At 60.7% G+C, this 13029-nt stretch carries 15 protein-coding genes; 11 read left to right on the forward strand and 4 right to left on the reverse strand.

The annotated features are described in order from the left end of the window. Positions 1 to 35: 35 nt before the first annotated feature. The 5 genes from ACRESH_RS05550 to purT all read left to right on the forward strand — a co-directional run bounded on the left by ACRESH_RS05550 (position 36) and on the right by purT (position 3224). Positions 36 to 635, forward strand: coding sequence for a CoA pyrophosphatase (locus ACRESH_RS05550; protein ID WP_431741018.1), 600 nt, complete (start codon positions 36 to 38; stop codon positions 633 to 635). A 43-nt stretch (positions 636 to 678) separates the two neighbouring features. After that, positions 679 to 1203, forward strand: a complete 525-nt coding sequence (locus tag ACRESH_RS05555) for a gamma carbonic anhydrase family protein (RefSeq protein ID WP_431741019.1) — start codon at positions 679 to 681, stop codon at positions 1201 to 1203. Beyond that, complete coding sequence (locus tag ACRESH_RS05560) at positions 1203 to 1415, forward strand: DUF1289 domain-containing protein (RefSeq protein WP_431741020.1); 213 nt, start codon at positions 1203 to 1205, stop codon at positions 1413 to 1415. The genes ACRESH_RS05555 and ACRESH_RS05560 overlap by 1 nt, the downstream gene beginning before the upstream one ends. 63 nt (positions 1416 to 1478) lie before the next feature. Beyond that, positions 1479 to 1946 carry a VUT family protein gene (locus ACRESH_RS05565; protein WP_431741021.1) on the forward strand — a complete coding sequence of 156 codons (468 nt, stop codon included), beginning with the start codon at positions 1479 to 1481 and terminating at the stop codon, positions 1944 to 1946. 96 nt (positions 1947 to 2042) lie between these two features. Next, positions 2043 to 3224 (forward strand): formate-dependent phosphoribosylglycinamide formyltransferase, encoded by a 1182-nt coding sequence (gene purT / locus ACRESH_RS05570; RefSeq protein WP_431741022.1) that lies wholly within the window; start codon positions 2043 to 2045, stop codon positions 3222 to 3224. 62 nt (positions 3225 to 3286) lie between these two features. Here the strand turns inward: purT and ACRESH_RS05575 are convergent, their stop codons facing one another. The 3 genes from ACRESH_RS05575 to ACRESH_RS05585 form a co-directional block, all read right to left on the reverse strand. Further along, positions 3287 to 4591 carry an MFS transporter gene (locus ACRESH_RS05575; protein WP_431741023.1) on the reverse strand — a complete coding sequence of 435 codons (1305 nt, stop codon included), beginning with the start codon at positions 4589 to 4591 and terminating at the stop codon, positions 3287 to 3289. Between the two features lie 265 nt (positions 4592 to 4856). Next, positions 4857 to 6071: a transporter associated domain-containing protein gene (locus ACRESH_RS05580; protein ID WP_431741024.1), complete on the reverse strand. Its 1215-nt coding sequence runs from the start codon at positions 6069 to 6071 to the stop codon at positions 4857 to 4859. Between the two features lie 12 nt (positions 6072 to 6083). Further along, positions 6084 to 6896 (reverse strand): cytochrome C assembly family protein, encoded by an 813-nt coding sequence (locus ACRESH_RS05585; protein WP_431741025.1) that lies wholly within the window; start codon positions 6894 to 6896, stop codon positions 6084 to 6086. A gap of 196 nt (positions 6897 to 7092) precedes the next feature. Between ACRESH_RS05585 and ffh the strand changes: the two genes are divergently transcribed. From ffh to ACRESH_RS05615, 6 genes are all read left to right on the forward strand, one after another. Next, on the forward strand, positions 7093 to 8469 hold the full coding sequence (ffh, locus tag ACRESH_RS05590) for a signal recognition particle protein (RefSeq protein ID WP_431741026.1): 1377 nt from the start codon (positions 7093 to 7095) through the stop codon (positions 8467 to 8469). 236 nt (positions 8470 to 8705) lie between these two features. Then, a complete protein-coding gene (gene rpsP, locus ACRESH_RS05595) occupies positions 8706 to 8957 on the forward strand; it encodes a 30S ribosomal protein S16 (protein WP_038614163.1) in 252 nt (83 codons plus the stop codon). A 5-nt stretch (positions 8958 to 8962) separates the two neighbouring features. After that, positions 8963 to 9499, forward strand: coding sequence for a ribosome maturation factor RimM (gene rimM, locus ACRESH_RS05600; protein ID WP_431741027.1), 537 nt, complete (start codon positions 8963 to 8965; stop codon positions 9497 to 9499). 3 nt (positions 9500 to 9502) lie between these two features. Next, on the forward strand, positions 9503 to 10255 hold the full coding sequence (gene trmD / locus ACRESH_RS05605) for a tRNA (guanosine(37)-N1)-methyltransferase TrmD (RefSeq protein ID WP_431741028.1): 753 nt from the start codon (positions 9503 to 9505) through the stop codon (positions 10253 to 10255). 42 nt (positions 10256 to 10297) lie between these two features. Then, positions 10298 to 10648, forward strand: coding sequence for a 50S ribosomal protein L19 (gene rplS, locus ACRESH_RS05610; protein WP_010220244.1), 351 nt, complete (start codon positions 10298 to 10300; stop codon positions 10646 to 10648). A 94-nt stretch (positions 10649 to 10742) separates the two neighbouring features. Beyond that, a complete protein-coding gene (locus tag ACRESH_RS05615; RefSeq protein ID WP_431741029.1) occupies positions 10743 to 11150 on the forward strand; it encodes an acyl-CoA thioesterase in 408 nt (135 codons plus the stop codon). A 22-nt stretch (positions 11151 to 11172) separates the two neighbouring features. On the opposite strand, the gene ACRESH_RS05620 is transcribed toward ACRESH_RS05615, so the two are convergent. Further along, positions 11173 to 12975, reverse strand: coding sequence for a cation:proton antiporter (locus tag ACRESH_RS05620; RefSeq protein ID WP_431741030.1), 1803 nt, complete (start codon positions 12973 to 12975; stop codon positions 11173 to 11175). Between the last annotated feature and the right edge of the window lie 54 nt (positions 12976 to 13029).

A 13029-nucleotide genomic window follows, 5' to 3' on the forward strand; every position in this document is an offset into this window, starting at 1 on the left:
TCATGCCGGTCAGGCTTTGGAATCGAGAGAGAGCAATGCTGGACGAGCTACTTCGCCGCGTGAGCAGTCATACGCCGAGCACCCTGGAAACCGATCGCCGTTTTCCCGAGGCCGCAGTGTTATTGCCCATTACCCGTAGCGAAGCACCTGAGCTGGTATTGACTCTGCGCGCCAAGGGCTTGTCGACCCATGGCGGTGAAGTTGCCTTTCCCGGCGGACGACGTGATCCGGAAGATCCTGATCTGGTGTTCACTGCCCTGCGCGAAGCCGAAGAGGAAATCGGTCTGCCGCCAGGCTTGGTGGAAATCATCGGTCCGTTGAGCCCGCTGATCTCGTTGCATGGGTTGAAGGTCACGCCTTTTGTCGGCCTGATACCCGACTATGTCGAGTACCAGGCCAATGATGCTGAAATCGCCGCGGTGTTCACCGTGCCGCTGGAGTTCTTTCGCCAGGACCCGCGTGATCACACCCACCGTATCGATTACCAGGGGCACAGTTGGTACGTGCCCAGCTACCGGTTTGGCGAATACAAGATCTGGGGGTTATCGGCGATCATGATCGTCGAGCTGGTCAACTTGCTTTACGATGCCGACATCAATCTGCACCAACCACCTGAGCGCTTCATTCCAATTTGAGCGGGCTCACCCGCCATCACTGCCGGGCCGTGAGGAACCATGTATGAAATACCGTCTGGGCGACCTGCGGGTCGAAACCCATCCACGCAGCTGGGCGGCCCCCACAGCCACCCTGATCGGCAAGGTGCGCCTGCAGGCGGGGGCAAGTGTCTGGTTCGGCGCGGTGCTGCGCGGCGATAACGAATTGATCGACATCGGCGAGAACAGCAATGTTCAGGACGGTACCGTGATGCATACCGATATGGGTTCGCCGCTGACCTTGGGCAAGGGAGTAACTATCGGCCATAACGCCATGCTCCATGGTTGCAGCGTGGGTGATTACAGTCTGGTCGGCATCAATGCGGTGGTCCTCAACGGTGCACGCATCGGCAAGTACTGCATCATCGGCGCCAACGCGCTGATTCCCGAGGGCAAGGAGATTCCCGACGGCTCGCTGGTGATGGGCTCGCCGGGCAAGGTGGTGCGTGAACTGACCGAGGCACAGAAGAAAATGCTCGAAGCAAGCGCTGCGCATTACGTGCACAATGCCGAGCGCTATGCCCGCGATCTGGCACCCCAGGAGGACTGATGAGTAGCATTGAGCGTCCGCTCGCCTCGCCTTGCGTGCACATCTGCGCCCTGGATGAGGCCGACATCTGCACCGGCTGTCAGCGCAGCGCTGCGGAAATAACCCGCTGGGGCCGGATGGACAACAGCGAGCGGCGCCAGGTGCTGAAGCTGTGTCACGAGCGGGCACTGGCGGCCGGGCTGATCTTCAGCGTCAGCAACGTCACCTGCTGATCCGCCACTTGGCCGCAAGCGGCCGCTCAAGTACCCTGTAGGGCTTGCCCAGCGGTCGAATCCATGCCTTTTCTGATTGCCTACATCAGCAGCGTTGTGCTGATCAACTACGCCTTCTCCAGTGCCCCCCACCTGGACGTCATCTGGTCCGCCTGGGGCGGGTTGGTGTTCATCCTCCGGGACATGGTGCAGACGCGTTATGGCCACGGCGCCCTGGTCGCCATGCTGGTCGCACTGGTGCTGTCCTATGTCACCTCCGAGCCTGCCATTGCCTTGGCCAGTGCTACCGCCTTCGCCGTATCGGAGCTGATCGACTGGCTGGTCTTCAGCATCACCAAGCGGCCGCTGCACGACCGCCTGTGGTTGAGTTCGGCGCTGAGCATTCCTCTCGACACCTTTATCTTCTTCGGCATGATCGGTGTCTTGACCCCGGTTGTGGTCGGTACTGCCCTGGCCTCGAAGTTCGCCGGGGTGACCGCCGTCTGGCTGATCATGGCCTGGCGTCTGCGCAAGCGTGCAGTCACCGGCTGAGGCCCGGTCGCTTGGTTGATGTAAAATGGCGCTCGCTTTCACCGGGTTGCACCGATCACCGGGTAGCCCTGGACTCCTTCCCTCTGAGGACCTGAAATGACCCGTATCGGAACCCCATTGTCGCCAACAGCGATCCGCGTACTTCTCTGTGGCTGCGGCGAACTGGGCAAGGAAGTGGTGATCGAGCTGCAACGCCTGGGCGTTGAGGTGATTGCCGTGGACCGTTACGCCAATGCTCCGGCCATGCAGGTGGCCCATCGCAGCCATGTGATCAACATGCTCGATGGCGCAGCGCTGCGGGCAGTGATCGAGGCCGAGAAGCCGCACTACATCGTCCCGGAGATCGAAGCCATTGCCACCGCGACCCTGGTCGAGCTGGAAAACGAAGGTTTCACCGTAGTCCCGACTGCCCGCGCCACGCAACTGACCATGAACCGCGAAGGCATTCGTCGTCTGGCCGCCGAAGAGCTGGATTTGCCGACCTCGCCTTACCACTTCGCTGATACCTTCGAGGACTATCGCCAGGCGGTCGAAGACCTGGGTTTCCCGTGCGTGGTCAAGCCGGTGATGAGTTCCTCGGGTAAGGGCCAGAGTCTGCTGCGCAGCACTGATGATGTGCAAAAAGCCTGGGACTATGCTCAGGAAGGCGGCCGTGCCGGCAAGGGCCGGGTGATCATCGAAGGCTTCATCGACTTTGACTACGAAATCACCCTGCTGACCGTTCGTCATATCGGCGGTACCACGTTCTGTGCGCCGGTTGGTCACCGCCAGGAGAAGGGCGATTACCAGGAATCCTGGCAGCCGCAGGCGATGAGCCCGGTGGCCTTGGCCGAATCCGAGCGGGTGGCCAGGGCGGTCACTGAGGCGCTGGGTGGCCGTGGTCTGTTTGGTGTCGAACTGTTCGTGAAAGGTGATCAGGTGTGGTTCAGCGAAGTTTCGCCGCGTCCGCACGACACCGGCCTGGTGACCCTGATTTCTCAGGACCTGTCGCAGTTCGCCCTGCATGCGCGGGCAATCCTTGGCCTGCCGATCCCGCTGATTCGTCAGTTCGGCCCGTCCGCCTCAGCGGTGATCCTGGTGGAAGGTCAGTCGCAGCAGACGGCGTTCGCTAACCTGGGCGCCGCCCTGAGTGAGCCGGATACCGCTATTCGTCTGTTCGGCAAGCCTGAAGTCAACGGCCAGCGCCGCATGGGCGTGTGCCTGGCACGTGATGAGTCGATCGAGGCCGCACGGGCCAAGGCGACCCGTGCCTCTCAGGCGGTCAAGATAGAACTCTGATAGCTGTCAGTTGCAAGCTACAAGCTGCAAGTAGGGTGACTTGTAGCTTGTAGCTTGTAGCTTCAGAGCTCCGAATGTCGAGTTTCTTTCAGGCACAGCACGGCAATCAGGCTCAGCAGCGCTGCCGCCGACACATACCCACCGACCCAGCTCAATCCCCCCATCGCCACTAGTTTCTGGGCGAAGAACGGCGCCGCCGAAGCCCCGACGATACCGCCCAGGTTATAGGCTGCCGAGGCTCCGGTGTAACGCACATGGGTCGGGAACAGCTCAGGCAACAGCGCGCCCATCGGGGCGAAGGTCACGCCCATCAAGAACAGCTCGATGGCCAGGAACAGCGCCACGCCCGCAGTGGAGCCCGAGGTCAGCAACGGTTGCATGGTAAAGCCCGAGAGAATCGCCAGCACCGCGCCGACGATCAGCACCGGTTTACGCCCGTAGCGGTCGCTGAGCCAGGCCGACAGCGGGGTGGCCAGGGCCATGAACAGTACCGCAAAGCACAACAGGCCGAGGAAGGTTTCGCGGCTGTAGCCCAGGGTCGCCACGCCATAGCTGAGTGAGAATACTGTGGAAATGTAGAACAGCGCGTAGCACACCACCATGGCCGAAGCGCCAAGCAAAACCGGCATCCAGTAGTGCGAGAAGAGTTCGACCACCGGCATTTTCACCCGCTCGTGGCGGGCGATGGCCTTGGCGAAGATCGGTGTTTCTTCGAGTTTGAGCCGTACATACAGGCCAACGATGACCAGTGCCGCGCTGAGCAGGAAGGGAATCCGCCAGCCCCAGCTACGGAACTGCTCATCAGTGAGGGTCATGGCCAAGGTCAGGAACAGGCCGTTGGCGGCCAGAAAGCCGATCGAAGGGCCAAGCTGCGGGAACATGCCGAACCAGGCGCGCTTGCCTTTGGGGGCGTTTTCGGTGGCCAGCAGGGCCGCGCCGCCCCATTCACCGCCAAGGCCCAGGCCCTGACCGAAGCGCAGCACGCAGAGCAGGATCGGTGCCCAGGCGCCGATGCTGTCATAGCCGGGCAACACGCCGATCAGCGTGGTACATATGCCCATCAGTAGCAGCGAGGCGACCAGGGTCGATTTACGCCCGATGCGGTCACCGAAGTGGCCGAACAGCGCAGAACCCAGGGGACGGGCCAGGAAGGCGATGCCGAAGGTGAGGAAGGCCGAGAGCATCTGTGCGGTGCCAGAGGTCTGCGGGAAGAACACCGGGCCGATCACCAGTGCTGCTGCGGTGGCGTAGACGTAGAAGTCGTAGAACTCGATGGCGGTGCCGATAAAGCTGGCGGTGGCCACCCTTGCTGGTGAGTTGCCGGGGCTGGCCTGGGCCGTTTCGGAGTAGGTGCTGCTGGTTGTCATGCGATTATCCCTGACAGTCGAGAGCTCCATGGGCGGCGTCGCCGACCTGCACAGGCAGGCGTCAGCGAGCGGGCGCCGAAGCGTATTGTTGTTGGTCGCGTGACTGAGCATACCCGTTGGGGATAAGGGCGGGCGCGGGCAATGTTCGGGGTGTGAAGCAGTGCCGGTAAAACGCGCGGCATTCAGTTGTGCGAACTAGCCGAGGGACGCTGGATGCGGGTAGCGGGCGAGACGGCCGGGCTGGGTAAGCGTGAACCGAGTATAGCTAGCGAGTCACGGTCCAGACCAGTATGCGACTGGCACAATTGTCCTCTGTTTCGAGGATTTCCAGGCGATAACGGCCGACTTTCAGGCACACCGCGCTGGCCGGGATACTTTCCAGGGCTTCGGTGACCAGGCCATTGAGGGTCTTCGGTCCGTCGCTGGGCAGGTGCCAGCCCAGGCTGCGGTTCAGTTCGCGTATCGACACGGTGCCTTCGATGATGAAACGCCCGTCGGCTTGGGGATGGATGTGCGGGTTGACCTGGCTGTTTTCGTCCTCGAACTCGCCGACAATCTCTTCGAGAATGTCTTCCAGGGTGACGATGCCCAGCACCTCGCCATATTCGTCGACCACCACGCCGAGGCGCCGTTGCTGCTTGTGGAAGTTGAGCAACTGCAGTTGCAGTGGCGTGCTTTCCGGGACGAAGTAGGGATCGTAGCAGGCCGCCTGCAAGGTCTCGCGGGTCAGCTCGGCCTTGGGCAGCAGGTGGCTGATCAGCTTGGTATTGAGGATCGCTTCGACCTGGTTGATATCACTGTGATAGACCGGCAGGCGGGTGTGGCGGCTGATGATCAGCTGCTCGATGATTGCCTCGATGGAGTCGTCGAGATTGATGCCGTCGACGTCGTTGCGCGGCACCAGAATGTCATTGACGGTGATCTTGTCCAGGGCCAGCAGGCTCTCGGGCAGGTTCAGGCGGTAGTCGGCCTGCAGATGCTCTTGCGCATCGGGGTGGTTGTCGTCCTGCTCGTGCAGGGTCACCGTATGGGCCTGGATGCGGAACGGGCGCAGCAGCACCCGTGCGCAGCCATCGAGCAGCCAGGCCAGGGGCTGGAGCAGCTTGAGCGGGGCCTTGAGCAGGCTGTTGCCCAGGGCAATGAACGTTTGCGGGTTGCGTCGGGCCAATTGTCGCGGCAGGTACTCAGTCAGCACCAACAGTACGGCGGCGGCACCAAGTCCGGCCAGCCAGAAGCCGTGTTCGCCGCTGTAGTGCTGGCCCAGCAGGCACGCCAGGGCCAGTACCAGTAATTTGCCTAGAGTCGAGCAGAGCACCAGGGACTGTGGCGCGACGGCCAGTTCCGGGTGTTCGCCGGTCAGGCCGTTGCGCCGTGCACTATTGAGTTGCTGCTGGGCAGCGTCCACCGCGGTGAACAGCGCCGACCAGAGCAGGGCCAGTGTCAGAATGCCAAGCAAGGGTCCTAACGGCAGAGCGTCCATTTACTGTGCCCGTCAGATATGTAGGATGAATTCGCGCACCAGCTTGCTGCCGAAGTAGGCCAGCATCAGCAGGCAGAAACCGGCCAGGGTCCAGCGGATCGCCTTGTGGCCGCGCCAGCCCAGGCGGGTGCGGCCCCACAGTAGCACACTGAAGACAATCCAGGCCACGCAGGCCAGCAAGGTCTTGTGCACCAGGTGCTGGGCGAACAGGTTGTCGAGGAACAGCCAGCCGGAAAGCAGCGACAGCGACAACAGCACCCAACCGGCCCAGAGAAAGCCAAACAGCAGACTTTCCATGGTTTGCAGGGGCGGGAAGTTCTTGATCAGTCCCGAAGGATGCTTGTGTTTGAGCTGGTGATCCTGAAGCAGTAGCAAGAGCGCCTGGAACACCGCGATGGTGAACATGCCATAGGCCAGGATCGACAGCAGGATATGCGCCAGGATCCCCGGCTCTTCGTTGATCAGCGGCACGGTGCCCGGTGGTGCGAACTGCGCGGTCAGCGCCGTCAGCATGCCCAGCGGGAACAGCAGCACCAGCAGGTTTTCCACCGGAATGCGCAGGCACGCCAGCAAGGTCAGGGCAATCACCGCCGTGGCGATCAGACTGGCGGCACTGAAGAAGTCCAGGCTCAGGCCCAGGGGCGTGAGCAGCTGCCAGAACAGTGCGCTGCCCTGGGCAATGACCGCCAGCGCGCCGAGCAGGCCAAGCAGGCGTTTGTCCACCTTGGCGCCTTGCGCCAGTCGGGAGCCTTGATAGAGAGTCGCGGCGGCATACAGGCAGGCGGCGATCAGGTTGGGTAGCAAGCTGGGTGACAAGGGGAGCATAAGTCCTGTTAGGCAAGCCCGAAAAGAGTTGAGTTTGGCATAGAACGCGCCTGCCAAGGAAGACTGCCAGCCGACGGCGAGGTGTGCGCTGGCCCGAGTCTTCGTTATAATCGCCGATCTGCCCCTGCCCAAGGCCCGTCGATTACGCCAGAGGCAGCTGATAAACCTCGGTTCTACAGAGCCTGAAAGGATCACCATGTTTGAAAACCTGACCGACCGTCTGTCACAGACGCTGCGCCATGTCACCGGCAAGGCCAAGCTGACCGAAGACAACATCAAAGACACCCTGCGTGAAGTGCGCATGGCGTTGCTCGAGGCTGACGTCGCCCTGCCGGTGGTCAAGGATTTCGTCAACAAGGTCAAGGAGCGTGCGGTTGGCACCGAGGTGTCGCGCAGCCTGACCCCGGGCCAGGCGTTCGTGAAGATCGTCCAGGCCGAGCTCGAAGGCCTGATGGGCGCGGCCAACGAAGACCTGGCGCTCAATGCCGCGCCTCCGGCCGTGGTGCTGATGGCCGGCCTGCAGGGTGCGGGTAAGACCACCACTGCCGGCAAACTGGCGCGCTTCCTTAAAGAGCGCAAGAAGAAGTCGGTGATGGTGGTGTCGGCTGACGTTTACCGTCCGGCGGCCATCAAGCAGCTGGAGACCCTGGCGGGCGATATCGGCGTTACTTTCTTCCCGTCCGACATCAGCCAGAAGCCGGTGGCCATTGCCGAAGCGGCCATCCGCGAAGCCAAGCTGAAGTTCATCGACGTGGTCATTGTCGACACCGCCGGTCGTTTGCACATCGACGCCGAGATGATGGCCGAGATCAAGGACCTGCACGCGGCGGTCAAGCCGATCGAAACCCTGTTCGTGGTCGATGCCATGACCGGTCAGGACGCGGCCAACACCGCCAAGGCTTTCGGTGAAGCGCTGCCGCTGACCGGTGTGATCCTGACCAAGGTCGATGGCGATGCCCGTGGCGGTGCCGCGCTGTCGGTGCGGGCCATTACCGGCAAGCCGATCAAATTCATCGGTATGGGCGAGAAGAGCGAAGCGCTCGAGCCGTTCCACCCGGACCGTATCGCTTCGCGCATCCTTGGCATGGGCGACGTGCTCAGCCTGATCGAGCAGGCCGAGCAGACCCTCGACAAGGAAAAGGCCGACAAACTGGCCAAGAAGCTGAAGAAGGGCAAGGGCTTTGACCTCGAAGACTTCCGTGATCAGCTGCAACAAATGAAGAACATGGGTGGCCTCGGTGGCCTGATGGACAAGCTGCCAAGCATCGGCGGCGTCAACCTGGCCCAGATGGGCAGCGCCCAGGGCGTCGCCGAGAAACAGTTCAAGCAGATGGAAGCGATCATCAACTCGATGACCCCGGCCGAGCGCCGTGACCCTGAGCTGATCAGCGGTTCACGCAAGCGCCGGATCGCCATGGGCTCCGGCACCCAGGTGCAGGATATCGGCCGTTTGATCAAGCAGCACAAACAGATGCAGAAAATGATGAAGAAGTTTTCTGCCAAAGGCGGTATGGCGAAAATGATGCGCGGCCTGGGTGGCATGATGCCCGGCGGCGGCATGCCCAAGCTGTAATCCTATTCAGAGCGTCGGCGCGAATGCGCGCCGACGATCGGAACCCCGCCCTCGGCGGGACACTGCTGCCTTATATAAGGCAGCGCAATCCGCAGATCAGCAGGCTGGCCTTTTTGCCTCAGGTAAAAAGGCATTTGCAAAAGTCCGGATATTCCTTGAGAATATGCGGCCTTTCGGGCACCCGTGTGCCCGCTGTGCATTATGATTTGCAGCACCGACTACAGGAACGATGTTCAATGCTAACCATCCGTCTTGCCCGTGGTGGCTCTAAAAAGCGCCCATTCTACACCCTGACCGTGACCGACTCGCGTAACCCGGTTACCGGTTCGCACATCGAGCAGGTTGGTTTCTTCAACCCTATCGCTCGTGGTCAGGAAGTTCGCCTGTCCGTTAAAGAAGACCGCGTTGCTCACTGGCTGAGCGTTGGCGCACAGCCGTCTGAGCGCGTTGCTCAACTGCTGAAACAAGCTGCCAAGGCTGCTGCCTGAGCACGATGAGCGCGACGCCAGAAAAAGCTGATGACTTGATCGTTGTTGGCAAGATTTTTTCGGTTCACGGCGTTCGCGGCGAGGTGAAGGTCTTTTCCTTTACCGATCCGATTGAAAACCTGTTGGATTACCCTAACTGGACGCTTCGGCATGAAGGGAAGGTAAAACAGGTCGAGCTGGTCAGTGGCCGTTCCACTCAAAAGGATCTGGTCGCCAAGCTCAAAGGCCTCGACGATCGTGATGAAGCTCGTCTTCTGAGCGGTTTTGAGATTTGTATCTCACGCAGCCTTTTGCCCAACCTGTCTAGCGACGAGTACTACTGGTACCAGTTGGTAGGTCTGAAAGTCATCAATCAGGACGAACAGCTGTTCGGCAAGATTGATCACCTGTTGGAGACCGGCGCGAACGATGTAATGGTGGTCAAGCCCTGCGCGGGCAGCCTGGATGATCGTGAACGCCTGTTGCCCTATACAGAGCAATGTGTGTTGAAGATCGACCTGGTTGCAGGCGAAATGAGGGTGGAATGGGACGCGGACTTCTAAGCAATGGCCAGCCTGCGCGTAGACGTCATCACGCTGTTCCCCGAGATGTTCTCGGCCATCAGTGAGTACGGCATTACCAGCCGGGCGGTGAAACAGGGGTTGTTGCAATTGACCTGCTGGAACCCGCGGGACTACACCACGGATCGTCACCATACGGTGGATGATCGGCCTTTTGGCGGTGGTCCGGGCATGGTGATGAAGATCAAGCCTCTGGAAGACGCCCTGGTAGCTGCCAGGCAGGCAACCGGAGAGGCGGCGAAGGTGATTTACCTGAGCCCGCAAGGCCGCAAGCTGACTCAGTCGGCGGTCAAAGACCTGGCGAAGCACGAATCGTTGATTCTGATAGCCGGTCGTTATGAAGGCGTCGACGAGCGTTTTATTGAAGCTCATGTCGATGAAGAGTGGTCGATTGGCGACTATGTCTTGTCCGGTGGCGAGCTACCGGCGATGGTTCTGATTGATGCGGTTACACGACTGCTGCCCGGAGCTTTAGGGCATGCGGACTCGGCGCAGGAAGATTCCTTCACCGATGGTCTGCTTGATTGCCCGCACTACACCCGACCGGAGGTGTATGCGGATCAGCGTGTTCCCGACGTGTTGCTTAGTGGCAACCATGCACACATCCGGCGATGGCGTTTACAGCAGTCCCTTGGGCGGACCTATGAACGACGCGCCGATCTTCTGGAAAGTCGCTCACTTTCTGGAGAAGAGAAGAAGCTGCTCGAGGAGTATCTCCGAGAGCGGGACGATAGTTAACGTATCGATGGTAGATCCGACGATTTACCTTAGGAGCACAGCATGACCAACAAAATCATTCAGCAGATCGAAGCTGAGCAGATGTCCAAAGAGATCCCGACCTTTGCCCCGGGCGACACCATCGTCGTTCAGGTGAAAGTGAAGGAAGGCGATCGTTCGCGTCTGCAGGCTTTCGAAGGCGTTGTCATCGCCAAGCGTAACCGTGGTCTGAACAGCGCTTTCACTGTTCGCAAGATCTCCAACGGTGTTGGTGTTGAGCGTACTTTCCAGACCTACAGCCCGCAAATCGACAGCCTGGCCGTGAAACGTCGTGGTGACGTGCGTAAAGCCAAGCTGTACTACCTGCGCGACCTGTCCGGTAAAGCCGCTCGCATCAAGGAAAAACTGTCCTGATGACAGTTTGACCGGTGGCTACCGCCGCCATGCGAAAAAAGCAGCCTTCGGGCTGCTTTTTTGTTGTCTGCAATTTGTCCCTGATGTGAAGTTTATGACCCCTAGAGAGCTGGAAATCGAACGCCGCACCGAACTGTCGGTGACCCGCGTCACCAAGGCGGTGTTCCCGTCCACCACCAACCACCACAACACTTTGTTTGGCGGCACTGCCTTGGCCTGGATGGATGAAGTGTCGTTCATCGCTGCCACGCGTTTTTGCCGGCTGCCGCTGGTGACTGTGTCCACCGACCGGATCGACTTCAAGCATCCCATTGCCGCAGGTTCTATCGTCGAGTTGGTTGGCCGGGTGGCCACCGTGGGCACCACCAGCCTCAAGGTCGAGGTCGAGGTGTTTGTCGAAAGCATGAGCTGCGACAGCCGCGAGAAGGCCATTCATGGCCTGTTCAGCTTTGTCGCTATCGATGAAGATAAACGCCCGGTGCCAGTATTGCCTGAGTTCTGAGCAAGGCAGGTCTGGCCCGCGATCAGCTTCCCTGCGGCTGAATCAACGCCACCAGGGTCCATCCAGGGCTTGGCTTCAAGGGGCTGTCAGAGCCGAAAACATGCACCCAGCCACTACCGTCACGAGCAAACAGCAAAGTCGCACGCTGGCCATGCAATGCCTGATAGTCCTCCCAGCCAAAAGTGTCGGTCAGGTGGGTGCTGTACAGCTCGGCACCCTTGTTGAGCTGATTGGCCAGTTGCACATAAGTCAGGGCTTGGCTTCCCAGGACATGACCACGATGCTCATCACTGGCGCGATGCTTGTCACTACGCCGTGCCTCCAGGCCACTGGCCAGAACGAATAGGCGCGCGTGGCCAAAGTCATGACGAAAGCGCGCGCAGGCCAGGGTATTCAGTTCTCCTGAGGGGGAAAGCCCTAGCAAGTGGCCCAGGCCAACCAGGTCCAGGTGGGCGTCGGCATGCTGTGAAGCCGGATTGCCAAAGTAGGTGGGGAGCCCCTCCATGCGCGCCGCACGGATGTTTTCCCAGCTTGAATCGGTCAGCAGCACCCGGCAGCCAAGTTGCTGCAAGGCCTTGGCAACAGTTCGGGCCGGCAGGTTGGCGCCGACGATCAGAAAGCCGCTGGGGGCAGGCTCCGCGACCTTCAGCAGGCGGGCCAGGGGCCGCGCCGTGGCGCTTTGCAACACCACTGTGCCGATGATCACGGCAAAGGTCAGCGGCACCAGCAATAGCGCGCCTTGGTGACCCGCTTCATGCAGGCGAATGGCGAAAATCGCCGACACCGCCGCGGCCACGATCCCGCGCGGAGCGATCCAGCTCAGCAAGGCCCGTTCACGCCAGTTCAGTTGCGAACCCCAGGTCGACAGTGCGACGTTCAGCGGCCGGGCAATCAGTTGGATCACCAGCAACAGTGCCAGCACCGCCGGGCCAAGGCCGATCAGGGCGTTCAGATCCAGGCGTGCGGCGAGGAGGATGAACAGCCCGGAAATCAGCAGGACGCTCAAGTTCTCCTTGAAGTGCAGGATCTGCCGAACATCCACTCCCTTCATATTGGCCAACCACATGCCCATGATGGTCACCGCGAGCAGGCCGGACTCGTGCATCACCTGGTTGGCGGCGATGAAAATGCCCAGTACCGCGGCCAGGGACGCCAGGTTGTGCAGGTATTCGGGCAACCATTGCTTGCGTATGACCTGGCCCAGTATCCAGCCGCCGGCAGCGCCGAAGGCACTTCCGCAAAGGATCACCCCGGCAAAGGTCATAAGGCTCTGGCTCAGGCCATTACCCGCCGCGCTGGCAATGATGAAGCTGTACACAACCACTGCCAGCAATGCGCCGATGGGATCGATGACGATGCCTTCCCAGCGCAGGATGTTGGCAATGGTTGATTTCGGCCGGACCACGCGCAGCATGGGCACGATCACCGTAGGGCCGGTGACCAGGGTCAAGGTGCCGAACAAGGTCGCCAGCATCCAGTCGAAGCCGAGCAGCCAATGGGTGGCGAGGGTGATGATCACCCAGGTAGACAGTGCGCCAAGGGTGACCATGCGCCGGACAACGGTACCGATCTCATGCCATTGCGACAGGTGCAGGGTCAGGCTGCCCTCGAACAGAATCAGTGCCACCGCCAGCGACACCAGGGGCATCAGCAACGGGCCGAACATCGCTTGCGGGTCGAGCCAGCCGAGGATCGGCCCGGCTAGAATGCCGCTGAGCAGTAGAAAGAGGATGGCCGGCAGCTTCAATCGCCAGGCCAGCCATTGGCAGGCGAGGGCGGCGCCGCCAATGCCACCGAAGGTCAGCAATATCTGTTGTTCGTTCATTCGGGCTCCCTATGCCGACCGTGTTATGGAAGACTAGCGGCAATTTTTCGTATT

Source organism: Pseudomonas sp. (assembly GCF_050739775.1).
Classification (GTDB): Bacteria; Pseudomonadota; Gammaproteobacteria; order Pseudomonadales; family Pseudomonadaceae; genus Aquipseudomonas.